Annotated in this window: 18 protein-coding genes; 2 read left to right on the top strand and 16 right to left on the bottom strand. The window is 71.9% G+C overall.

What is annotated here, in order from left to right:
* Positions 1-54: 54 nt before the first annotated feature.
* The 16 genes from K344_RS0106450 to K344_RS20500 form a co-directional block, all read right to left on the bottom strand.
* On the bottom strand, positions 55-3039 hold the full coding sequence (locus tag K344_RS0106450) for a phage tail protein (RefSeq protein WP_028079980.1): 2985 nt from the start codon (positions 3037-3039) through the stop codon (positions 55-57).
* A 409-nt stretch (positions 3040-3448) separates the two neighbouring features.
* Complete coding sequence (locus K344_RS0106445; protein ID WP_028079979.1) at positions 3449-5725, bottom strand: baseplate J/gp47 family protein; 2277 nt, start codon at positions 5723-5725, stop codon at positions 3449-3451.
* A gap of 2 nt (positions 5726-5727) precedes the next feature.
* Entirely contained in the window at positions 5728-6117 is a 390-nt protein-coding gene (locus K344_RS0106440) for a GPW/gp25 family protein (protein ID WP_028079978.1), read from the bottom strand.
* Complete coding sequence (locus tag K344_RS0106435) at positions 6117-8216, bottom strand: hypothetical protein (protein WP_028079977.1); 2100 nt, start codon at positions 8214-8216, stop codon at positions 6117-6119. The genes K344_RS0106440 and K344_RS0106435 overlap by 1 nt, the downstream gene beginning before the upstream one ends.
* A complete protein-coding gene (locus K344_RS0106430; RefSeq protein ID WP_028079976.1) occupies positions 8213-8935 on the bottom strand; it encodes a phage baseplate assembly protein V in 723 nt (240 codons plus the stop codon). Before K344_RS0106430 ends, K344_RS0106435 begins: the two co-directional genes overlap by 4 nt.
* The gene (locus K344_RS0106425; protein WP_028079975.1) at positions 8932-10008 is read right to left on the bottom strand and encodes a phage late control D family protein; all 1077 of its coding nucleotides are present in this window, start codon (positions 10006-10008) and stop codon (positions 8932-8934) included. The genes K344_RS0106430 and K344_RS0106425 overlap by 4 nt, the downstream gene beginning before the upstream one ends.
* A 9-nt stretch (positions 10009-10017) precedes the next feature.
* Complete coding sequence (locus tag K344_RS23880) at positions 10018-10191, bottom strand: hypothetical protein (RefSeq protein ID WP_157622799.1); 174 nt, start codon at positions 10189-10191, stop codon at positions 10018-10020.
* Between the two features lie 11 nt (positions 10192-10202).
* Positions 10203-11036, bottom strand: coding sequence for a CIS tube protein (locus K344_RS20505; RefSeq protein ID WP_211234484.1), 834 nt, complete (start codon positions 11034-11036; stop codon positions 10203-10205).
* Positions 11037-11040: 4 nt separating this feature from the next.
* Positions 11041-11502 carry a phage tail protein gene (locus K344_RS0106410; protein ID WP_028079974.1) on the bottom strand — a complete coding sequence of 154 codons (462 nt, stop codon included), beginning with the start codon at positions 11500-11502 and terminating at the stop codon, positions 11041-11043.
* Positions 11502-14348 (bottom strand): hypothetical protein, encoded by a 2847-nt coding sequence (locus K344_RS0106405; RefSeq protein ID WP_028079973.1) that lies wholly within the window; start codon positions 14346-14348, stop codon positions 11502-11504. Before K344_RS0106405 ends, K344_RS0106410 begins: the two co-directional genes overlap by 1 nt.
* 23 nt (positions 14349-14371) lie before the next feature.
* Entirely contained in the window at positions 14372-14824 is a 453-nt protein-coding gene (locus K344_RS0106400) for a phage tail protein (RefSeq protein WP_028079972.1), read from the bottom strand.
* Positions 14825-14858: 34 nt separating this feature from the next.
* Positions 14859-16766: a phage tail sheath family protein gene (locus K344_RS0106395; RefSeq protein WP_028079971.1), complete on the bottom strand. Its 1908-nt coding sequence runs from the start codon at positions 16764-16766 to the stop codon at positions 14859-14861.
* A 20-nt stretch (positions 16767-16786) separates the two neighbouring features.
* Positions 16787-17668 (bottom strand): hypothetical protein, encoded by an 882-nt coding sequence (locus tag K344_RS0106390; protein WP_028079970.1) that lies wholly within the window; start codon positions 17666-17668, stop codon positions 16787-16789.
* Positions 17665-18255: a Pvc16 family protein gene (locus tag K344_RS0106385; protein WP_028079969.1), complete on the bottom strand. Its 591-nt coding sequence runs from the start codon at positions 18253-18255 to the stop codon at positions 17665-17667. The genes K344_RS0106390 and K344_RS0106385 overlap by 4 nt, the downstream gene beginning before the upstream one ends.
* A complete protein-coding gene (locus tag K344_RS23390; RefSeq protein ID WP_169729254.1) occupies positions 18255-18542 on the bottom strand; it encodes a DUF3467 domain-containing protein in 288 nt (95 codons plus the stop codon). Before K344_RS23390 ends, K344_RS0106385 begins: the two co-directional genes overlap by 1 nt.
* Before the next feature lie 250 nt (positions 18543-18792).
* Positions 18793-20190 (bottom strand): sigma-54 interaction domain-containing protein, encoded by a 1398-nt coding sequence (locus K344_RS20500; protein ID WP_211234483.1) that lies wholly within the window; start codon positions 20188-20190, stop codon positions 18793-18795.
* 336 nt (positions 20191-20526) lie between these two features.
* On the opposite strand from K344_RS20500, the gene K344_RS0106370 reads away from it, so the two are divergent.
* Together K344_RS0106370 and K344_RS20495 are read left to right on the top strand one after the other, a co-directional pair.
* Complete coding sequence (locus K344_RS0106370) at positions 20527-21300, top strand: exodeoxyribonuclease III (RefSeq protein WP_028079967.1); 774 nt, start codon at positions 20527-20529, stop codon at positions 21298-21300.
* A gap of 106 nt (positions 21301-21406) precedes the next feature.
* Complete coding sequence (locus tag K344_RS20495; protein ID WP_051361952.1) at positions 21407-22405, top strand: hypothetical protein; 999 nt, start codon at positions 21407-21409, stop codon at positions 22403-22405.
* Positions 22406-22416 lie beyond the last annotated feature (11 nt).

Here is a 22416-nt window from a genome sequence, read left to right as displayed (position 1 = left end):
ATTCATCATCCGGGGCGCGATTTCTGGCATGGCGGTTCGGTCGTAGATCAAGGCTCAGCAGTCGAGCCGCAGGCGATCGCCGTCGCGCAGCGGCGCCGGCCCGGCGACGAAGCTCGCGCCGACGTAGCCGCGGCCGAGCACGGTGGACGGAATCAATTCAGGCGCGCGGCTGCCCTGGCCGAGCGTGGTGTCGAGGCCGAGGCGCGCTTCGCCGATGCGGAACATCGCCCAGTAGAAGCGCAGCTCGAAAATGGTGTGCGCCGGCTTCTCCAGCTCGACGATGCGCCGCGCCAGGCGCAGGCGCTCCTGCGCCTGGCCGTCGTCCTCGACGCTGCGCAGCGGCAGCAGCACGGCGAAGCGGTGCGCGCGCCGCTGCATCGCCATCACCTCGCCCTCGAACTGCAGCCAGTCGTTCTGCGCCGCGGCGCTGTAGGGCAGCGCGTCGGGCAGCGGCGCTTCCGCGAAGTCGAGCCAGTGCGTCTCGCAGGCGGCATTGAGGCGGCCGATGCGGCGATAGCGGCGCGCGAGGAAATCCTGCCAGCGCGCGCGCGGCTGCAGCGCCGGCGGCGCCGCCGTGGCATCGAGATAGGCGAGCCAGTCGGCGGCGATCGTCGCCTGGCCGGGACGGTCGCTCGGCAGGCGGATCGCGTCGAAGCTCGCATAGCTCTGCGCGTGCGCGGCCGACAGCGCGGCGACGCTGCCGTAGCGCAGCAGCAGGAAGCGTTGCCAGCCCGCGCGCTCGGCGGCCCCGAGCGCCGGCACGAAGCCGAGCGCGCCCTGCGTGAACGCATTCCACTGCGTGGCCAGCGCGGCGTCGGCCGGCGCCGCGAGATCGAAGGCGACGAGTGTTTCGCTGGCGCCCGGCGTCAGGCCGCGCGCCGTGGCCCAGCGCTGCACGAGGCCGGCGTTGCCTTCGTTCGGCGTCCAGCGCTGCGTGGTGTCGATCCGCGGCAGCACGTCGCGGCTGCCGGCATCGCCGAGCACGCGCGCATCGAAGCGCCGCGTCAGGTATTGCTCGACGATGCGGATGCCGCTCGCGTCGGGCGGCGCGTCGACGCCGGCGAACAGGCGCTCGTCGACGCAGGCGTCGAAGGCCAGCGACAGCGCCGTGTGCAGGCCGTACAGCGTGCCGCGATAGCTGAAGAATTCGTAGGCGTGGCGCAGGAACAGGCGGCGGCGCGCGTCGTCCCAGGCCGGATCGAGCGCGACGTCGAACCAGCTCGCCAGCCAGTCGAGCGCCTCGCCCGGCGCGCTGCGCGGATCGAGCAGGGCCTGCAGCGTGGCGATGCGATCCTCGATGCCGCTCAGCGTGCCCTCGAAGTTGCCGAGGAAGCGCTCGATGAAGCTGGCCGCCGCCGGCTCCTCGCGCCACACCGGCGGCAGGAAGCGCTGCGCGTAGGAAAAGCGCGGATACCAGGCGCGCAGCGCGCGCAGGCGCGGCGTCGCGCGGCCGCTGCCGCTGAGGCGGATGCGCAGCTGCAGATAGCGGCCGCGCGCCTGCTGGAACAGCAGTTCCCAGCTGCCGCTGCCGACCGCGTCGGCGAGTTGCAGCTCGCTCTTCAGCCACGGCAGCTCGCTGGCCTGGCTGCGCCGGTACGGCGCCGGCTCGGCCTGCCAGGGCGCCGGCACTTCCGGCCAGCTCGCGAACAGGCTCAGCGTCTCGTCGGCGGCGCGGCTCCAGATCTCGACGCCGCAGTCCGGCGGAATCACCGCGTCGAGCAAGAGGCGGTCCCAGGTGCAGGCGATCTCGCCGCTGTCGAAGCAGGGCGTGATGAACTCGGCGGTCTCGGCGTAGCGCGCGCGTGCCTGCGCGACCAGCGGCACCCAGCGCTCGCCGCTGTCGTACCAGGCGACGTTGCCGACGCGCTGCAGCGCGCGGCCGCGCCAGCGCCGCATGGGGATGAAGTCCGGCCGGCGCTGCAGGGCGAAGCTGTCGCCATCGTCGATCGCGTAGGCGATCGCCTGGTTGCCGTCGCGCGTGCCGAGCAGCAGCAGTTCGACGGCGGGCTCGGCCGCCGACAGCGCGGCGAACGCGAAGTCCTGCGCGAGAAAGGGCCGCGCCGGTGACGCAGCGTCGTCGCTCCACTGCAGCCAGTCGCTGGCCTGCAGGCTGGCGACGCCGTCGCGGCGCCGGTAGCGCAACACGCGCGAGCGGCCCTGCGCGGTGTCGACATCGAGCAGCAGCACGCTGTCCTCGTGCAGCGGCTCGATGGCGACGAGATCATGCGGCGCATCGCCGAGCAGCGCGCCGAGCCCGGCCGCCGACAGATCGATGCCGCCCGGCACGCGCCGCGCGGCGTGCACGCGCGGCGCGCCGTCGAGGCCCTGGAAATCGTCGACGACTTCCGGCTCGAGCTCGATGCTGTCCTGCGCGCTGCTGACCAGGCTCATGCGCGCGTCGAATTCCCAGAGGCGGAGATTCGTGCGGTCGAGCAGCCAGACGCCGCCGCCGCAGCGCGGGCACAGCTCCCAGGCGGCGAAGTCCGGCAGCGGCCACAGCAGCTCCTGCGCCGGGCCGCCGGCGAGCAGGTCGAACGAGGACAGGCCGGCGCGCGTCGGCGCCGCCGGCGCCGCCGCGTCGCGCCAGGCGACGACGAGGTAGTGGTCGCTGGTCACGGCCAGCGCCAGGTATTCGCGCGGCGGCGTGCCGCTGCCGCCCGCGCCGAGCTCGGCGAAGTCGTCGCGCGCCGGCGTCGGCGCCGCGCCGGTCTCGAACACGCCGAGCTTGCCGCTGCCGGACGAGCGCACGTACAGCGTGCGGCGGTCGTCGCCGATCACGTAGAGATTGCCGAAGCGGTCGCTCGCCGCGCCGCGGCGCTGTTCGGCATCGACCGGCAGATCGGCCGGTGCCGCGACCCAGGTCTCGAGTTCCCGGCGCAGGCGCAGGGTCTGCTCGCCGTCGTCGTACTCGAGATCGGGCGCGGGCGTCGCCAGCCAGGCCGCGGCCAGCGTCTTCGGCACCACGCCGGCGTAGACCGCGCAGCGCGACCAGTCGGACTCGCCGAGCAAGAGATGGAAGCGCGCGCCGTTGACGTTCATCGCGCCGCCTCGCGTGCCGCGTTCTGCTTCCGCCCGATCGCGCGGCACCGCTCATCGTGCGAGCGCGGGTTTCGGCCTGCGGGCCGAGATACTTTTCTTTGCTTGTGCAAAGAAAAGTATCCAAAAGAAAGCACACCCTGGGGCGACGTCGGCGCTGCGCGCCGATGCCCTGCGATGCTCGCCGGCACGGGGGACGCGACCCAACTCGTCGGCTTCGCCTCCTCAGACACGGGTCGCTCTGAAGCCCCCGCGCCGGCTGCGCTTCTCGGCGCCGCCCAAGGGGACCGTAAAAGCGGAACGGCAAAGCCACGGCACGGCGGCTGCGCCGCCGCTGAAGCCGTGCACCGTGAACGGCGATCGGCGGGGCTGTGCACCCTCACCCGCCCTGCGTGCTTTTGTTCCAGGCGCATCAGCAGTTCTCCGGCGTGACCGGCACCGGCAGGCGCGGCCGGCCGCTGCTGGCGCTGGCGGCGCTGGCGTCGCCGCGCAGCGCCTCGATCGACAGAGGATCGCCGGCGACCACCGAGATGCCGAGCACGCGCGGCAGTTCGAGGCCGACCATGTCGATGCTCGCGCTCGCCGCGCCGCCGCCGCTCGCCAGCAGCAGATCGACGACGGCGGCGACGCCGGCGACGCGCGCGACTTCCGCCATCAGCACGCGCTGCGTGACGGCGGTGCGCAGCGGCCAGCCCTGCGCGGCGCTCGCCTGCTGCGGCGCGAACAGGCGCAGCGTGGTGTCGGCGTCGGCCTCGCGCACCGGGCGCAGGAACTCGCGCAGGCGCGCCTTCACGGCGTCGACGGTCTCGGCGACCGACACGCCGGCGACGGCGTCGATGCCGACCGAGATCCACAGCGGCTTGTAGACCGGCCCGCGCACGACCAGCTCAGTGGTCACCAGGCGGCGCGCGTCGAGATGGCGGCACAGCGCGTCGAGGAACAGGCGATCCGGCTGCGGCGCATCCGGCTGGCGCGGATCGACGCGCGGAATCGCCATCACCGTGACCACGCCGGGCGCCGAGCCCGGCTCGCCCGGCACCAGATCCGGATGGAAGGCCGGCAGCACGTCGATGCGGCCGAGATCGACGCCCGGCGCGCGCCGCGCGATCGGCTCGAAATCGTCGGCGCTGACGAGGCGGTCGCGATGCTGCAGCCAGCGGCGGATCTGCTTCTCGCCGTCGGCCACGCTCTGCGCGTCGGCACCGCCCCAGGTACGCACCGGGTTCGTCACCGAGAATCCGCTGGGCAGCGCCGGGGCGCCGGCGATCGACGCGGCACCGACATTGCCGGCGGCGCCGGCGCAGCACTCGTAGCTCGCCAGCAGCGGCGCGCCGTCGGGCAGGCGCCGGCCGCGCAAGCCGTCGCCGAAGGTCAGCAAGCCGGCCTCGTGGTCGGCGATGAAGACCTCGCTCGGCGCCGGCGGCGGTTGCGGCGCGCCGGGCGGCAGGCGCACGGCGGCGAGCGGCACTTCGGCGCCGGCGGCGGCGAGATCGTCGATCTCCTGCCAGACGTGCGTGGTGCCGTTCTCGACGCTGAGCACGCTGACCGAACCGGGCAGCACCGGCGCGCGCGCGAGGCGGCGCTGCTGGTCGGGCGTGCCGTTGCCGGCGGCGAGGCGTTCGCCGGCGACGCGCTCGCGCTGCACGACCGGCGCGGCGTTGATGCCGGCCCACAGCAGGCGCGCCTTCGCGGCGCCGCCGGCCTTGATGCGCAGCCAGGTGACGACGCGGCCGGCGACGCTGGCGTCGGTCAGCGCCGGCGGCAGATCGCCGACGCCGGCTTCGAGCGGATCGAGATCGTTCCACAGCTGCAGATCGCCGGCCGCCGGCAGCGTGAGCTGCACGACGCCGGGCGCGGCGAGCAGATCGACGTCGGTGCGCGGCTCGAGCACGCGGTACGACGGCGCCGGGCGGTTCTGCGCATCGAGCGGCAGGCCGCCGTCGGCGGGAATCTTCGGCAGCGCGAACTCGAGCAGGCCGCGCGCCGCGCTGTCGCTGCGCCCGCCCGGCGTCAGATCGGCGCGCTCGGCGTCGAGCGCCGGCACGATGCCGAGCGTCAGCGTGCGCGCGGCGAGCGCCGCGCGGGCGTCGTCGAGGCTGTCGCCCTTGCGCGCGAGCAGCGCGATCCACAGCGTGCCGTCGACGGTGTCGGCGTTGAGATCGAGCTGCGGCACCAGCTTGCCGTCGAAGGCGACCGACTCGTACAGATCGAAGTCGCCCGGCAGGTCCTGGCTGTACGAGGCGTACAGCAGATTGGTGTAGTCGAGCAGCGCGCCGGCGGCCGCGACCTGGCGCTTGAAGTAGGCGCGCGCCTCGACCGGCAGCACGTCGAGGCCCAGCTCGACGCGGAACGGCAGGCTGCCGGCGCGCACCTCGAGACCGGCCGGCACCGTGACCGCCGCGCAATCGCCGCGCTCGTTGCTGATCGTCACCAGGCCGCGCGCCGCCTCCGCCGGGCGCAGGCCGAGGCCGAGCAGCTGCAGGAACTTGCGGCGGTTGCGCTCGGGAATCTGGTTGGCGCGATAGAGCAGGCTTTCGGTCAGGAACGAGAACAGCTCGACCAGCGTGACGCCGGGATCGCTCTTGTTGAAGTTGGTCCATTCCGGCGTGTGCACCGGCACGCGCGCCAGCGTCTCGTCGACGAGCTGCTGGTAGCGGCGATCATCCAGCGACGGCAGTTCGATCGGCATGGTCAGCGGCCCGTGCTAATGCTCAGACTGATGCGCTCGCGCCCCTGCGTGGCGACGAGGCGGTAGACGATGGTGGCGACCGCCGATTCGCTCTGCTGCGGATCGGCGCTGACGTCGACCGACTCGACGGCGATGCGGCGTTCCCAGCGCGCCAGCGATTCGCGGATGCGCTCCTCGATCAGCAGGCGCGTCGCCGGCGTGTTCGGCTCGAACAGGAAGCGGCCGAGGCCGGCGCCGAAGGTCGGCAGGCCGATGCGCTCGCCGGGCTCGGTCTTGAGGATCACCGCGATCGACTCGCGCACGTTGTCCTCGCCTTGCGACCAGGCGATGCGGCCGTCGGCGCCGACGCGCAGCGGGAACGACAGGCTCTGGCCGAAGATGCTCGCGCCCATCACTTCTTCCCCTTGAGGCCCGGGACCGGAAAACAGAAGATGAAGAACGGCAGCCAGCGGAAGATGAAGTCGAGCAGGCTGACGATGATCATCAGCAGGAGCAGCGCGCAGATGGTGATGATCGGAATCGACAGCGAGCAGATCATGCCGATGTTGAGGCTGCCGTTGTTGCAGGCGCCGCCGTCGCCGAGGTCGAGATCCTTGTGCAGCGGCCACGGCAGCACCGAACGCACGAGGTCGCCGAGGCCGAGGCCCTTGGCGCGCTGGATCTGCCCGCAGAGCACGTCGGAGATCACGAACGCGGTGTTCTTGTTGAACTTGCGCAGGCCGGCCGGCGTGGTGTCGAGCGGCAGCGTGATGCGGATCGGCCGCGCCGGCGCGTCGCTGTCGAAGAAGTTGGCGAGCTGGAAGCGCTGCGTCGGCGCCGACAGCGTCGGCGGATGCAGCGGCCCGCAGTCGCGGTTGCGATGCACGCAGCGGATCACGAAGTCGTTCTGGTTGCCGCTCGCGGCGTTGGCGGCGTAGGCGTCGCGCAGCTGCAGCGCCAGCGGCGGCGCCGGCGCCTCGCTCTCGACCTGCGCGACCAGGCAGCGCGCGACCATCGCGCTGAGACTGTCGAGACGGTCGGCGGCCTGGCGCGCCTCGGCGTCGGCCGCCGACTCGCTGCCGCCGATCGGACCCGAAGGCACTTCATCGGCGTCCGCCGCGCTCGGCGCGGCGAAGGTCGTCACCGCGCCGGACAGCGCGCGGCCGGTGTCGAGGCCGGCGAGCAGGAAATGGAAATCCGGCCACTCGCCGCCGTTGTAGCTGCTCTCGCCGTACAGGCGCTGCGCGCCTTCGAGCGCGTCGCGGAAATCGACGATGCGCTTCAGCGCCTCGCGCAGGTTCGCCTTGCTGCTTTTCAGCTCGGCGTTGTCGGACGGCCGGCGCAGGGCGTTCTGCAGCGCGAGCGGCATCGCGCCGGCGCCGAGCGCGTCGTACAAGGTTTTGCGCGACGCGCTCAGCGCGCCGGCATTGCCGCTCTGCACGGCCTGCCAGACGTCGGCGAGATGCATGGCGAGATAGTCGGCGAAATCGAGCAGGATCAGCCACGACGGCATCTGCCACTGCAGGTTCAGCGCGTACACGCGGCCGCGTTTCTGCGCGTCGGTCTCGCCGCTGCCGTCGAGGCCGTCGGGCTTGGCTTCGGCCATCGAGCCCCTGGCCTTCACCGCCGCGCGCACGATGTTCTTCCAGGGCTCGGCGACTTCCATCAGGAACTGCGTCTTGCGCGCCGTGATGCCGCTGGCCGGGGCGGCGGCGCCCGGCGCCCGCAGATCGGCGCGCTGCGCGTCGAGCATCGAGGTCGGCAGGCCGCGCACGACGCTGGCGCCCATGTACTCCTCGCGCCGCGCCACCGGCACGAAACCGCTCCACAGCGTGCGCGCATGGTCCTGCGCGTCGCGGAAATTCAGCGGGAACAGCGGCAGCAGCTCCTCGCCGGCGAGCAGCGCCGCCTCGGCGCCCGTTGCCGCACGCTGCCAGCGTCCGGCCTGCGCATCCTTGAGGTAGGCGAACTCGCGCAGCGGCGAAGCCGGATCGTTCGGCGATTCCGGCAGCAGGCGGCGGATCACGAAGCCGAGTTCCTCCGTGCCGCGCGTCACCGCGCGCTCCGGCAGGCCGGACACGCCGCAGACCAGGCTCGCGCTGACGAGGTAGTAGCGCTGGTGCGCCGGCTGATAGAGCTTCAGCGGCAGCACGCGCGTCTGCATCTTCTCGACGACCGTCGCACTGGCCGCGACCGGTGCGATCGCCGTCCGGCTCTGCGCCTGCAGCTTCAGCTTCGCCAGGCCGCGCAGGCGGCGCGGCACGGCGACGCGCTCGACGAGATCGGGCGCGTCCGCCATCGGCTTGCGCCAGGTCTCGGGGCGCGCGAGCAGGCTGCCCAGCTGCTGCGGATCGCGCGCCAGCAGGCCGAGGATCTGCTCCATGAAGTCGTCGCTGGCGAAGCGCAGCAGCGCCGGACGGCGCTGATCGTCGGCGCTCGCGGCGTCGGCGCCGCTGCCGAAGCGCGCCCATAGCGGCGCCGGCGTCTGCCATTGCAGAGGATGCGCGCTCACCAGATGTTCCCCGCGCCGGGCGTGTAGCTGGCGCTGATGACGCTGTTGCTGATGACGGTGTCGGCCTGCACGACGCCGGAGAATTTCGACATCGCCGCGTCGACCGTGACCATGCCCGCCGACACCGCGACCTGCGCGGCGTTGACCGTGACCTTGGCGGCGGCGGTGATGGTGACGCCGGCCGGTTCGAGCTTGATCGAGTTGCCGTTGCTGTCGCTGATCTCGATCGTGCCGGGGCCGTCCCGGAGCCGCACGGTCTGGCCGGCCGGCGTTTCCAGCTTCAGCGATTCCTGGCCGTCCTGATCGTCGAGCGTGATCTGCACGCCGTTGCGCGAGCGCAGCACCTTCCTGAAATTGCGCCCGGCGCCGTCCATCGACGCCGGCGGCGCGTCGACGCCGTTCCACAAGGCGCCGATCACGTAGGGCCGGCGCGGATCGCCGTGCTCGAAGACGACCAGCACTTCATCGTCGACGTCGGGCACCAGCCACAGGCCGCGCTGGTGGCCGGCCATCGGCGCGGCCAGGCGCGCCCAGGCCTCGTAGCGGCCGCCGCCCGCGTCCGGGCTCCAGGGCAGCGCGATCTTCACGCGGCCCTGCCCGTCCGGGTCCTTGATGTCGACGACCTGCGCCGGCACCGCGCCGTACCAGCGCCCGCCCCAGCCGCCGGCGCCGCGCTCCGTGAGCTGCTGCGCGAACGGCATCAGGTCACCGGCGCTCATGCGCTCGCTCCGGCGCGGCCGATGTCGGCGCGGTTGCATTCGAACTCGCTGCGCAGGCCCTTCTGCAGATCGAAGCGATGCGTCACGCGCGTCACGCCGTAGCGGCCCTCGAACAGCGGACCGATGCCGCTGATCTTCAGGCGCGCGCCGACGCGCAGCTGCGCGCTGGTCTCGGCGACGCCGCGGCCGACCACGAAGCGCCGCGCGCGCAGGCGCAGCGCGCTTTGCGCCTGCGCCTGCGCCTGCGCGGCATCGCCGGGCGCGGCGTGGGCGAGCGTTTCGACGCGCGCGCCGAACGCCGCCTCGAGGATTTCCATGCCGCTCTGGCCGCCGTCGCTGTCGGCGCTGATCGCGCTGCGCTCGGCGCGGTACTGCGCGAGGCGCTTGGCGCCGACGTCCCAGCCACTGGCGACCAGCGCCGTGCACTGCTGCGCGAGATCGGCGCTGACCTCGAAGCTGCGCAGGTGACCGGCCCAGTTCAGCTCGAGCTCGCCGCCGCGCTGCGTCGCGCCGCGCGCCTTGAGCTTGCCGGCCTCGATCCAGATCTGCCCGTCGATGCGGCGCAGCAGCTCGCGCAGGAAGGCGAGATCGCTCTGGTTGAGCTGCGCGAGCAGCGGATACGTCGGCCCGTCGAGCGTGACGTCCGGCTGCAGGCCATGATCGTTGCCGACCGCGCGCACGACGTCGGCGATCGAGCTGGACGCGAAACTGCGCGTGCGCCGCGTCATGCGCAGATCCTGCAGGCGATCCTCGACGAGCACGCCGATCTGCGGCGGCGCGCCTTCCGGAAAGCTGGCGCGCAGCGCGCCGATGCGGCCCTCGAACAGGGTGTCGTCACCGAGCTTGATGGCCAGCGTCTTGCCGAATTCGAGGCGGTCGCGGCCGAAGTGCTGGAAGCCGCTGCGCTCGGCGCCGCCCCAGTTGCCGAACTGCGCGGCGCAGCGGTACAGGCCCGCCTCGGTTTCGGTGATGTCGAGTCCGAGCAGCGCGCCGCTCAGGCGCGCTTCGTCGTTGCCGTCGATGAAGATCGCCGGTCTCGCGCCGCTGATCGGAACGGTTGCGCCGTCGGCCATGGGCGATCCTCAGTGCGCCCAGAGCCGCAGTTCGAGCTCGCGCGCCTGCTCCAGCGCGCGCTGCAGCTCGGCCGGATCGAGCCTGGCCGTGGCGGCCGCGCTCTCGCCCTCGCCGCCGCCGCGGCTGTCGCGGCCCGGCGCGGCTTCCGGCATCACCTCGAACTGGTTGATCGCGACGGGCATGGCGGGCTCTCCTAGGCGATGCGCAGCGAGGCGCTGGCGGCGCCGCCGAGCGCCGCGTTGAAGGACGCGGCGGAGACGACGCCGGCGCCGCCGGCGAGCGTCGCGCCGGCCGACGGCGATGCCGTGCCGCCGAGCGAGACATCGGCGCCGAACGAAGCACCGGCGCCGAGCGAGGCATCGAGATCGACGAGCTGGCCCGGCGCCATGCGCAGCGGGTCCTCGATGCCGTTGGCGGCGCCGATCGACTGCCAGTCGTTCTTGCCGGCGCCGGCCGCCATGTTCTGCAGCGACTGGTTCTGCTTCGCGCTCTTCAGCGGCTTCTGGCCGGGCAGGTCCGGCACCTTGCCGTCGCCCTTGAACTCGGCGACCAGGATCTTCTGCTGCGACAGCGTCAGCGTGACGTTGGCGCGCAGCGGCTTGCCGTCCGGCGAGAAGAAGTCGAGGGTTTCCTCGAGCCCTTCGACGATGCCGTCGAACTTGAACGAGCCCCACAGGAAGCGCACGCCCGGCGGCGCCATCTTCTTCTTGTCGGCCTCGGACGGCTGCGGCGTCATGAAGAAGATCACCTTCTGCGTCAGGCGGCGCACGTCGTCGACCGCGTCCTTCTCCATCGCCGTGACATCGAACCACAGCGCCAGCGCCAGCTTGGTGGTGCCGGCACCGACGAACTGGCGCCCGGCATTGCCGCTCGACTGATCGCCGCCCTCCGGCTGCTTGATCTCGTTGGCGAAGGTGACCTTCAGCGATTCCGGATTGAACTGCACCTCGACGCTCTGCCCGTCGGCCTTCACGTCGGAGAAGTCCTGCTTGAGTTCGATCAGCTGCGCGCGCGCCAGGCCGGTCATCGCTTCATCCCTGTGGCGGCATCAGCCGCAGTGTTTCGTAGGCGAGCGCCAGCTCCTCGATCGCCAGCTGGCCTTCGCGCGCGTTGAGCGGCGGCGCCTTGAGCTTGACCGGCAGGCAGCGCGTCAGCGCGAAGCGCGCGCGCTCGGTGGCGCCGTCGGCGGCGAGCAGCACGACTTCCGCCTCGGCGCGCAGGCGCGGGTTGGCGACCGTCTCCTCGAACCAGCGCCACAGCGCGAAGTCGGCGGTCATGCCGCGCTTGAGCGTGAGCTGGCCGAGCGCCACCGGACCGTTGAGACGAATCTGCCGCGCGTTGTCGCCGCCTTCGCGGATGGTCTTGATCTCCATGCTCATCTCCAGGCCGTCGCACTCCTGGAAGGCCGCCGCGACCAGCGCCGCGCCGTCGCCGGCCTTGTTGATCTCGACGCTGAAGTTGAAGGCGGTGAACGGATAGACAGGCTCGGCCATCACGCCCCCTCGGCGACGGTCAGCCGCTCGCCGGACTGTTGCAGGCGCACCGCGAGGAAGCGCAGCGGCAGGGACGGCGCCACACGCAGCTCGACCAGCAGGCGGCCGTTGTCCTGATCGGCCTGCGTGTCGAGGCCGCCGTCGAGCACGATCTGATACGACTGCGCCGGCGTCGCGCCGGCGAAGGCGCCGCGCCGGAACAGCTCCGACAGCAGGCGCTCGAAACCGCGGCGCACGGCGCGCTTGAGCAGATCGCCATTCGGCTCGAAGACGTAGGTCGCGCCTTCGCGCAGGGCGAGACGGCGCAGCAGGATCAGCAGGCGGCGCACGTTGAGCGGACGCAGCTCGCTGTCGTCGGCCAGCGTGTCGCTGCCCATCACCGCGAAGCCGCGCCGCTCGCCGCGCAGCAGGTTGACCTGTGCGTCGAGCAGATCCTGCCAGTCGGCATCGGGCAGTTCCGGCGCGAGGGCGATGACGTCGCGCAGGCTGCGATTGGCGGCGGCGATCCAGGCGCCGCGCCGTTCGGCAAGCGCCGCGCAGCTGCCGAGCACGGCGCCGTCCGGCGGCAGCAGGCGCGGCGTGTCGGGCCAGCGGCCGTAGGCGAGCCAGGGATGGAACAGCGCGCCGTAGCTCAGCGCGCGGCGTTCGTCGAAGGCGAAGGCCTGCGCATCGGCACCGCTGCGCGGCGCGCGCAGACGATCGGCGTGACGCACCGCCTCCGCCTTGCGGTAATGCTGCGGCAGCGCGAGCGCGGCGAGCAGATCGCCGGAGGCCGCGCAGCAGCGCAGGAGCGCGCGCTGCACGCTGACCAGCACGGTGTCGATCGCGCGCGGCGCGTATTCGCCGGGCGCGAGCGCGCGCCATTCCGAGGCGATGCAGGCGACGGCGACGGCGTTCGAGTCGGCGCTGCGTTCGTCGGCCAGTTCGCTGTGCACGCGGTAGTAGTAGTTCGCCGGCGGGCGATCGAGCGCATCGAACTGCAGGGCCGGCCCGCGATAGATCTCGCGCGCGTCGGCGAAGTCGTTGAGCAGCGCTTCTTCCAGCACGTACTGCACGCCGGCGCCGGCGACCGCCGTCCAGCTCAGGGCGATCGCCGCCGGCGCCGTCACGCGCGCCGGCGCGCCGAGCGCGGGCGCGTCGAGCGCGAGCGTCGCGCAATCGAGGAAGCGGCCGCGGTCGGGACCGCGCAGCGCTTCGTCGTCGCCGGGCGCGCAGGCACCACGATGCGTGCGCCACTGCGGCGGCACCGCCGGCGCCGCGGCGGCGGCCGGCGGCGGTGCCTGCGGGCGGAAGCGCTCCCAGCCGCCGTGCACGAGATCGGGAATCGCGATCAGCGTCGCCTCGTCGAACACGCCGTTGTGGCCGAGGCCGAGCGCGGCGTGCAGGCCGAACAGCGCGCGCGGCTGCGCGGCGGTGTAGGCGATCTGCTCGGCGTCCGCGGCCAGCGCGGCGAGGCCGGTCTGCGCCAGGGCCGGATCGACAAACAGCGCCGCGTCGAAGCGCGACAGGCCATCGCGTTCGAGCGCCGTGCGCGTCTGCCGCCGTGCACCGCTGCTCGCGCCGAACAGCGACTCGACGCCGAGCGGCAGCAAGGCGGCGGCCGGCTGCGCGGCGTCGGCGGCCAGCGGGAAGCGCGCGCCGAGCGCGACGCGCCGCTGCAGCTCGGCGAGGCGCGCGCTCGCGTCACCGCCGGACTCCTCGCCGTAGAAGACCGCGTCGGTCGACAGCCCGCACCAGCTCTGCGCATGCGCCGGCGTCAGGCCGATCGTGCGCCGCTGCGCCGCGTCGTCGCCCTCGGCGACGCGCAGCTCGGCCTGCAGCACGACCGCGCGGCGCACGCCGGCGAGCGGCAGCGGCATCTCGTCGGCGAGCAGGCGCCAGGCCGGACCGCGCAGCAGCGGCCCCGGCGCGGCGGCGAACTCGATGGTGTCGGCGCGCAGCCACACGGTCTCGCCCGGCGCGCGCCACACGGCCCATTGTCCGGGCTGCAGCGTGGTGGCCGGACGCGGCGCCTGCGCGGCGATGCGCACCGCGCCGTCCTCCTCGATCAGCGTCGCCGGCACATTGCTGGCGCCGGGCAGGCGCAGCACGCCGTTGCGCGCCGCCGCCGGCGTCTGCGCCAGCGGCTGGAAAGCGGCGCAGCATTGCACGCGCACCAGGCGCGCCGCGCGCAGCGCCGCCGTCGTCGTGCCGGCCTCGTCGTCGACCGCGAGCACGACGGCGTAGACCTGGCGGCCGCGCGCCGGATCGGCGACGGCGGGATCGGCGAAGGCGATCAGATCGCCGGCCGCCAGCGCCGCGCCGCTGCGGAATCGGTACTGGTTCGGCGCGCCGGCGTGATGCAGCCCGGCGAGCGTGAAGCCCTGCGCCTGCAGCGCCGTCGCCACGCGCAGGCCGTCGGACCAGCTGCCTTCGCAGCGCGCGAGCATTTCGGCGGCGGCGCAGCCCGGCGTCGTCGACAGCGACTTCAGCGCCAGCAGACCGGGCAGCGCGAAGCGGTTGTAGCGCGCCAGCTGCGCGGCGCTGGCGTCGGCGCCGGCGGCGGCCAGCGCCGCGCAGCGCGCGACGCGGATCACCCAGCAGCGGCGGCCGCCGTTGCCGAAGAAGGCGCGTACCGCGGGGCCGAGATAGGCACTGCGCAACTGCCCGCTCTGCGCGTCGAAGGCGAGCGGCGCGTCGGCGCCGAACACCGCCGCGTACTGCGCGATGCTCTCGACCGGCACCGGCCGGTGCAGCGGGCCCGTCGAGGCGAAGCCGACGAAGACCGCGATGTCCATGCGCGGCAGCACGGCGTCGGCCGCGGGCGCGGCGACGTCGATGCGGATGGCGGGCAGAGGGCGGCTCATGGTTCAGCTCGCGCGCGCGGCGCTCACTCCATTTCCAGCCGCTCGTAGGCGAGCACCAGCTCTTCCATCGCCACGTCGGTGCCCTTGGCGTTGAACGGCCCGCTGGTGTGCTTGATGATGCGCGCGCGCAGCAGCTTCCAGGTCTGCACGACGGCGGTGTGATCCTCGTTCTGCAGCTGGATCGTCACCGTGCGCATGGCGTTCTGGTCGCCGTTGCGGATCTGGTTGAGCCACTGGTAGAGATTGAGCGAGCCGATCACGCCGCGCTTCATGGTCACGTCGGTCGACTTGTTCATGCCGGTGATCTTCATGACGCTGTTCTCTTTCGAGTTGCCGGTGCGGTACTCGGACACCGTCACTTCCATGCCGATGCCGGACAGCTCCTGGAAGCCCGCCTGCGGACCTTCGGTGACGCCGTCGCCGAGATCGACGAGGAAGTTGAACTGCACGTAGGGACGTTCTCTGAGCGTGGCCATCGGGCTCTCCTGTGGATGGCGGTGAGACGGAAAATCAGACCTTGACGTCGGCGGTCCACTGGCCGACGCGGAAGATCACGAACTCGGCGGGCCGCAGCGGCGCCACGCCGACCAGGCAGACCAGGCGGCCGTTGTCGAGATCGTTCTGCGACATCGTCGAGCGGTCGCACTTGACGAAGAACGACTTTTCCGGCTTGTCGCCGAGCAGCGCGCCGTTCTGCCATTCGTTGAGCAGGAAGTCCTCGATCGTGCGCCGCACGTTGGCCCACAGGCGCTCGCCGTTCGGCTCGAACACCGCCCACTGCGTGCCCTTGTCGATGGAGCGCTCGAGGTAGGCGAAGTAGCGGCGCAGGTTCACGTACTTCCATTCCGGATCGGAGCTGATCGTGCGCGCGCCCCACAGGCGCATGCCGCGGCCCTCGAAGTAGCGGAAGCAGTTCACGCCCTCCGGGTTGAGCACCTCCTGCTGCGCCTTGTTGATGAACTTCTCGAAGCCGAGCGCCAGGTTGACGACCTCGTTGGCCGGCGCCTTGTAGACGGCGCGGTTGACGTCGTTGCGCGCGTAGATGCCGGCGACGAAGCCGCTCGGCGGCAGGTTGATCTCGCGCTGCGTGACCGGATCGAGCACGCGCACCCAGGGGTAGTAGAGCGCCGCGTACTTCGAGTCGAGCTGCGCGCGGTGCGCGCGGACTTCGGAAATGCTCTGGTCGTTGCCGCTGTCGAGCACGGCGATGCGGTAGCGCATGCGCTCGGCGTGGCTGATGAGCAGGCCGGTGATGGCGCGCGCGTCGTCGGCATAGGCGCCTTCGGCGAGGCCGAAGGTCGAGCCCGGCGCGGCGACGATCGAGATGTCTTCCAGATCCTCGAACTGCAGGAGGCCGGTCTTCAGATTGGTCGCCGGGTCTTCGGTGCCTTCGTAGGCGCCCGCGCCGGGCCGCGCGCCGTCGTTGCCGCCGGTCAGCGTGACCAGCACGCTGCGCGCCGTGTCGCTGCTGTCCGGTTTTTCGAGTCCCGCTTCGAGGCCGGGCAGCGGACTCGCCGCCGGCGCCGCCGCGAAGAAGGCCTGCAGCACCGCGGTGCCGGTGTCCAGGTTGCCGACGTTGCCGATCACCAGCGGCACGGTGCGCGCGCGCGACAGGCTGGCCGGATGCTCGTCGAAGTAGGCGAACAGCGAGTCGGGACTGCCGGCGCGCTCGTGGCGCGGATCGAGCGGCAGATCGGCGACCACGAACGGCGTGCCGGTGCCGCTGGTCGGCTCGATGGTGACGGCGACGGTGACGACGCGCAGCTCGGTCGCGCCCGGCACCAGGGTGTCGAGCTGCACGCTTTCGTCGGGGCTGGTCTCGGGCTGGCTGAAGACCCAGGTGTCGTTGACCGTGTCGCGGCGCGCCAGATAGAAGCCGCGCACCGCGGGCGGCGACGCCGCCGGGCTGCCGGCGTCGCGGATCAGCACGACATCGCGGTCGAGCAGTCCGCGCACCTGCGGATCGCCGGGCTTGCCGGCGAGCACGTTCTGGCCGAGACGGAAGGTGAAGGTGACGCGCGCGTTGCCGGCGCGGCCCGGGAAGCGCGCGTAGATCTCGAGCGGTGCCGGGCTGGCGCCGAGCAGGCCCTGCGCGTGTCCCGAATGCGGCGATTCGTCGGCCGGCTCGAACACGCGGCTGATGTACAGGCGCTTGCCGCCTTCCTCGAAGAAGGCGCGCGCCGCGTGCCAGAGATAGTTGTCGAGCGGGTTGGTGCCGTCGTCGAACTGCAGCTGCTCGCGGCCGCCGTAGGTGCGCTCGAACTCGACGAGGCTGGTGACGATGTCGGGCTCGATGTCGAGCGGGCCGTACAGGGCCGGACCGACGAAGCCGGTCGTCGTCGTGCTGACGCCTTCGATCGACTTGGCGCGGAACGAGGTCTCCTCGACGTAGACCCCGGGGGCAAGATATTCGGGCATTGATGCACTCCTCGCGCCGTTCAGGCGGTCTCGATGAACAGATGGGACGACACCGCGCCACCGGCGGCGGGATCGGTGGAACGCAGCACCAGCGGACGGCCGTAGTCGAGCCGCTGCGGCAGCAGGTCCTGCGGCGGCGACTGCAGGTCGAGCACGCGCCGCGGATGGTCGAGCTGCGCGAGCAGCGCGCAGAGATCGGGCCGCGCCGGCGCCGGCGTGTCCGGCGGGCGCGGCAGGTAGTAGGCGCGGAACGTGACGTTCCAGACGAAGCGCTCGGCCGGCGCCGGCGGCGAAGTCACCGGCGGCGGCTGTGGCGACGGATACGCGAAGAACAGCGTGACGCGGCCTTCGCGATCGGCGAGGCCGAGGCCGGCTTCGGTGCCGTCGATCTCGGCGGCGAGCAGCGCCCAGGCCGCGGCGCGGCCGGTTGGCGCTTCGACCAGCTCGGCGTGGACGCAGGCCAGCGGTTCGGCCAGCTGCCGGGCCGGCGTCGAGAACAGGGGAATGCCGTGCGTGAAGGCCTCGCGCGGCGGCGAGCCGGGCACCGCGCAGGGCAAGGGCAGCAGGCCGCGCGCGGCACCGGCGGCGAAGCTCACCGGCAGGAAGCGGCCGAGCGGGTCGGTCACCTCGATGCGGAACGACGGCGCCGGCGAGGCGGCGAAATCGGCGGCGTCGCCGGCGCCGTATTCGAGCGCGCGCAAACCCGGCAGATCGCTGAGCAGATAGGTGCCGCTGCGATTGGCCTGCGCATACAGGCGCCGCGCGTTCGGCCGCGCGACCGGGCAGGCGCCGACCACCAGGCCGTCGATCAGATCGTTCGCCGTCGCTGCGTCGCGGAAGCGCAGCGCGAGTGGCAAGGTGCGCTCGAGCCATTCCTGCACGCGGACCGTCGTGAAGCTCATGCCACCGGCTCCCCGACGCCGAAGCGACGCGTCTGCACGAGGCCGGCTTCGTCGATCGCCACGTCGGACTCGATCATCAGCATGCGCATCAGGTACGTCGCCGAGGTCGGGATGCGGTGATGCAGGCGGTCCCAGAGCGTGAGGTAGTCCTGCATCGACAGCGGCTCGCAGATGATGTCGAGCGCTTCGCTGGCGCGGAACACGTCCGGGTCGGACACGTAGTCGTTGAGCTGGCTCGCCGACAGCACGCCGACGTCCTCGATGAAGCGCATCACCCAGCCGAGCATGCGCTGCTGCTTCTCGGCGTCGCGCGCCCAGGGCGTGACGAGATAGGCGAGATCGAGCGGCAGCGACGGCCGGAAGCGGCGGCCGTCGGGATCGCGCCGATAGCTGAGATTGCGCACGCTGCCGTTCGGCGCGATGCGGTAGAGATACAGCGAGAAGCCCTCTTCCATTGGCTTCTCGAAATCGCTGGCCTGGTACAGCGCGACGTCGAGCGAAGGCCCGAACGCGGCGCGCGGATAGCGGTCGCGGATCAGCCCGGCGAGCGCCGTGCTGGTTGCGGCGATGGCGGCATAGCGCGCCATCAGTTGCGCTCTCGCGCGCCGTCGAGCGGCACGATCGCGCCATGCTCGGCGACGTGCTGCGCGAGGCATTGCTCGAGCAGCGCGACGAAGGCCTGCATGTGCGCGGGCGTGGTCACGATGCGCGTACCGAAGCGCGGCGCGAGGTCGCCGGCATAGTACTGTCCGAAATCGAGAACGAACTCCGTCGCATTGCTGCCCACCTTCAGATAATTCGCGTAGCGTCCCTCGCCCGCCGTCGTCGACGTCTCCACACCGGACCGCTTCGACGGATCTGCCTGCAAGGACACGCTCTCCCTCAGCTGCGCCGCGCCACGCGCCGTGGCGGCGCGGCGGACTGTCCGTTGAAACAGGGCAAGCCCGGGGCCATGCCCGGCGCCGCTCGTGACGGCGGCGCCAATGGCTTGAGCAGCAAGCGTTTTTTCACGACGGCACGGCCGCGCGCGCGGAACGCGCCGACGCGCGCGGCTGTTCGGGTGTTACGTCGGAATGCCGCCAATGCCGGCGGCCGAAGCGAAGCGGATCAGCGACTTGGCTGCCTTACGGCAGTGTCACACCGGCTGTTACAGCACTGTCACCGCGATACGCAGCGTCCGCTTCCGCACACAGCGCGACGTCGATCTCGTCGGGCGCGCTGATCGCGTACTTGGCGAGCTTGCGGTACAGCGTCATGCGCGACCAGTGCAGGCTCTCGGCGGCGCGGCTCTTGTTCCAGTTCAGCCGTTGCAGGGTCGCGAGCAGGAACTCGCGCTCGCTGGCCGGCGGCGGCGACGCGCCGAGCTTGTGCTGCAGGGCCGAGGGCAGATGTGCGAGCGCGACGTGACCATCGCTCGCGCAGATCAGCGCCGCCTCGATGACGTTCTTCAGCTCGCGGATGTTGCCCGGCCAGTCGTAGCCGATGAGGCGCTCGACCAGCCCGTCGTCGAATTCGGCGCGCACCTGCAGGCGCGCGCCGAGTTCGCGCAGGTAGTGCCGCAGCAACGGGGCGATGTCGTCGCGACGCTCGCGCAGCGGCGGCAGATCGATCCGCGCGACGTTGAGGCGGTAGTACAGATCCTTGCGGAACTCGCCGCGCTCGACGAGACGCTCGAGCGGCTGATTGGTCGCGGCGACGATGCGCACGTCGAAGCGCGTGCTGTGCCGCGCGCCGAGGCGGTAGAACTCGCGCGACTCCAGCGCGCGCAGCAGCTTGGCCTGGCCCTGCGCGCTCATGTCGCCGATCTCGTCGAGAAACAGCGTGCCGCCTTCGGCGAGCATCAGCTTGCCGCAGTATGAACCGACCGCGCCGGTGAAAGCGCCTTTCTCGTAGCCGAACAGCTCGCTTTCGAGCAGCGAATCCGGCAGCGCCGCGCAGTTGATGGCGACGAGCCTGGCATCGCGACGCGGGCCGAGCCGGTGAATCTGCTCGGCGACGCGCTCCTTGCCGGTGCCGGTTTCGCCGATGATCAGCGCCGTGCAGTCGCTGGCGGCGATGCGCGGCAGCTGCAGCTTGAGGGCGCGCATCGCCGGACTGTCGCCGATGATCAGCGGCGCCGCACCGACCGCCGGCGCGGCGTCCGGCTGCAGATGGCGTTGCAGGCAGGCGCGCCATTCCTCGGCGCTGGCCTGTGTCGACAGATAGTCGCCGTAACCCGCGCGCAGCGCGGCGACGACGCGCGCCTCGCTGCCGCAGGCGGCGGCGAGAATCAGGGGCGCGCCGCGCGTGGCCTGGCGCCAGATCTGTGCGATGTCGGCGATCGTCGCATCGTCGAGGCCGTCGTCGCAGACCACGGCGAGCGGCATCTGCGCGAAACGCGCCGTGGCGCCGGCAAGTTCGGCCGGACGCAGCACGTCGTGCATCCAGCCGCGCTGCGCCGCCCAGATCACGGCGGACGACGGCAGCTCGCCGCCATCGGCGACGAACAGGATCTTGCTCGACAGTCCCCTTGCTCTCGGCATGGTCATCCACGATATGACAGCAGCGCGTCCCTGCGCGCGTCGGGCATTGCGGATTCGCCGAATCGATAAACGTCGATGTGTCAGCCGCCGGTATGACCGGCCGGCTGCCATCCGCGCACCGTTTGCTTCGGGGGATTCGCAACGAGGCGGTACGACCGTAGTCGCATGTCGTGACGAATTACTTGCACGGGATCACAGTTGCAAGCGACGCCCCTCATTCGGGGTGTCCCGGCGTGCGCCGGTTGGCAGTCGCGACAACTGTGCTGCCAGCCGCGCTGGCCGCAGCGCCAGCGCCGCGAAATCGGTACAGTCCGCGCTCATCGGAACCGCACGCCCATGCGCATCGCCACCTGGAACGTCAACTCGCTCAACATCCGCCTGCCGCACCTGCTCGACTGGCTGCGCGGCAATCCGGTCGATGTCGTCGCGCTGCAGGAACTGAAGCTCGTCGACGACGCCTTTCCGCACGCCGAGCTGGCCGCCGCCGGCTACCGCGCCGTCAGCAACGGCCAGAAGACCTACAACGGCGTGGCGCTGCTGGCGCGCCGCGAGCTGAGCGACGTGGTGCGCGACATGGATGGTTTCGGCGACGAGCAGAAGCGCGTGATCGCCGCGACCGTCGGCGGCATCCGCTTCGTCAGCGTCTACGTCGTCAACGGGCAGGCGGTCGGCAGTGACAAATATGCCTACAAGCTGCGCTTCCTCGACGCGCTGCACGACTATCTCGCCGCCGAGCTGGACCGCCATCCGCTGCTCGCGGTCGGCGGCGACTACAACATCGCGCCGGCACCGGAGGACACCCACGATCCGTCGGTATGGGAAGGCGGCATCCTCTGCTCCGAGCCGGAGCGGCGCGGCCTGCGCAGGCTCTGCAGCCTCGGCCTGCACGACAGCTTTCGCCTGTTCGCGCCGCAGAGCGGCGGCCAGCGCTTCACGTGGTGGGACTACCGCGCCGGCGCCTTCGCGCGCAACCAGGGCCTGCGCATCGACCACTGGCTGCTGTCCGGGCCGCTGGCCGCGCGCCTGCGCGCGGCGGAGGTCGATCTGGCGCCGCGCCGCCTCGAACGGCCCTCCGACCACGCGCCGCTGGTCGTCGATCTCGACGACTGATACCGCTCGCCCGCATCAAGCGGCGCTTTGAGACGGAATACCGCTCATCGCCGGCAACGGCCGCGTAGGATCAGCGGACCGTCGCATCAAGCCGAGAGAGGTAGCGATGCCCGCCGAACGGCGCAACCACTATGACATCAGCGGCACCGTGCGCATCTCCCATCCCCAGGACGTTTGCGCCGCCGTCACCGCCCTCCTGCGTCAGCGCTTTCCGGATGCCGAGCTGAAGCCGGTACGCCAGGGCTTCGCCGCCTTCGCCCGGCTCTATGCCGGCACGCTCCCCGGCTATCTCGGCTGCGACACCTGGTACCACGACGCGCAGCACAGCCTCGACTGCACGCTGGCCACGGCGCGGCTCATCGACGGCCACGAACGCAGCGTGCCGGCGGCACGGCGTCTCGGCGCGCGGCGCGCCGTGCTCGGCGTGCTGATCGCCCTGTTCCACGACGCCGGCTATATCCGCCGCAGCGGCGACAGGGCGCGGAACGGCGCGGAATACACGCTGACGCATGTCCGTCGCAGCGGCGAATTCCTGGGCGAGCTGCTGCCGCGGCTCGGCTACGGCGACGAAGTCGCCAAGGCGCGGCAGATCGTGCACTTCACCGGCTACGAGATCGCGCTCGATCGGATCCAGGTCCGCAATGCGAAGGACCGCATGCTCGGCTTCCTGATCGGCACCGCCGACGTGCTCGCGCAGACGGCCGACCGCTGCTACCTGGAGAAATGCCGCGACTTCCTGTTCCGCGAGTTCGCCATCTGCGGCCTCGCGGGCGCGCGGCAGCCCGGCGGCGTCGAGCCGATCTACCGCTCGGCCGAGGACCTGCTGGAAAAGACGGCCGAGTTCAATCGCCGCCTCTGGGAAGAACGCCTGGACGGCTACTTCGGCGGCGTGCATCGCTACATGGCCGCGCATTTCGGCGGCCACGATCCTTACGGCGCGGCGATCGCCGCGCACCTCGCGCGCATCGCCGAGCTGGCGCGCGAACACCGTCTCGGCGAGCTGCGCCAGCGTCCGGTCGCGATCGGTCGCGAGCGCCTGCGCCGCATTCTCGGCGGCGGCCCCGCGCCGCGCCGCGCCTGGCCGGCGCTGGCGCGCGCCGCCTGAGGCGCGGCCCC

This window comes from Solimonas soli DSM 21787, assembly GCF_000474945.1.
Classification (GTDB): domain Bacteria; phylum Pseudomonadota; class Gammaproteobacteria; order Nevskiales; family Nevskiaceae; genus Solimonas; species Solimonas soli.
Note: the sequence above shows the minus strand (reverse complement) of the source record. Positions and strands in the feature narration are given on the sequence as shown.

Bases quoted from the DNA above. Each gene is read 5' to 3' on its own strand.
- K344_RS0106425 (WP_028079975.1), bottom strand. From the start codon at position 10,008: ATGGCCGACGGCGCAACCGTTCCGATCAGCGGCGCGAGACCGGCGATC.
- K344_RS0106385 (WP_028079969.1), bottom strand. From the start codon at position 18,255: ATGGCGCGCTATGCCGCCATCGCCGCAACCAGCACGGCGCTCGCCGGG.
- K344_RS20495 (WP_051361952.1), top strand. From the start codon at position 21,407: ATGCCCGCCGAACGGCGCAACCACTATGACATCAGCGGCACCGTGCGC.
- K344_RS20505 (WP_211234484.1), bottom strand. From the start codon at position 11,036: ATGACCGGCCTGGCGCGCGCGCAGCTGATCGAACTCAAGCAGGACTTC.
- K344_RS0106410 (WP_028079974.1), bottom strand. From the start codon at position 11,502: ATGGCCGAGCCTGTCTATCCGTTCACCGCCTTCAACTTCAGCGTCGAG.
- K344_RS23880 (WP_157622799.1), bottom strand. From the start codon at position 10,191: ATGCCCGTCGCGATCAACCAGTTCGAGGTGATGCCGGAAGCCGCGCCG.
- K344_RS0106390 (WP_028079970.1), bottom strand. From the start codon at position 17,668: ATGAGCTTCACGACGGTCCGCGTGCAGGAATGGCTCGAGCGCACCTTG.
- K344_RS0106445 (WP_028079979.1), bottom strand. From the start codon at position 5,725: ATGCCGATCGAACTGCCGTCGCTGGATGATCGCCGCTACCAGCAGCTC.
- K344_RS0106440 (WP_028079978.1), bottom strand. From the start codon at position 6,117: ATGGGCGCGAGCATCTTCGGCCAGAGCCTGTCGTTCCCGCTGCGCGTC.
- K344_RS0106430 (WP_028079976.1), bottom strand. From the start codon at position 8,935: ATGAGCGCCGGTGACCTGATGCCGTTCGCGCAGCAGCTCACGGAGCGC.
- K344_RS0106450 (WP_028079980.1), bottom strand. From the start codon at position 3,039: ATGAACGTCAACGGCGCGCGCTTCCATCTCTTGCTCGGCGAGTCCGAC.
- K344_RS0106400 (WP_028079972.1), bottom strand. From the start codon at position 14,824: ATGGCCACGCTCAGAGAACGTCCCTACGTGCAGTTCAACTTCCTCGTC.
- K344_RS0106370 (WP_028079967.1), top strand. From the start codon at position 20,527: ATGCGCATCGCCACCTGGAACGTCAACTCGCTCAACATCCGCCTGCCG.
- K344_RS20500 (WP_211234483.1), bottom strand. From the start codon at position 20,190: ATGCCGAGAGCAAGGGGACTGTCGAGCAAGATCCTGTTCGTCGCCGAT.
- K344_RS0106405 (WP_028079973.1), bottom strand. From the start codon at position 14,348: ATGAGCCGCCCTCTGCCCGCCATCCGCATCGACGTCGCCGCGCCCGCG.
- K344_RS0106395 (WP_028079971.1), bottom strand. From the start codon at position 16,766: ATGCCCGAATATCTTGCCCCCGGGGTCTACGTCGAGGAGACCTCGTTC.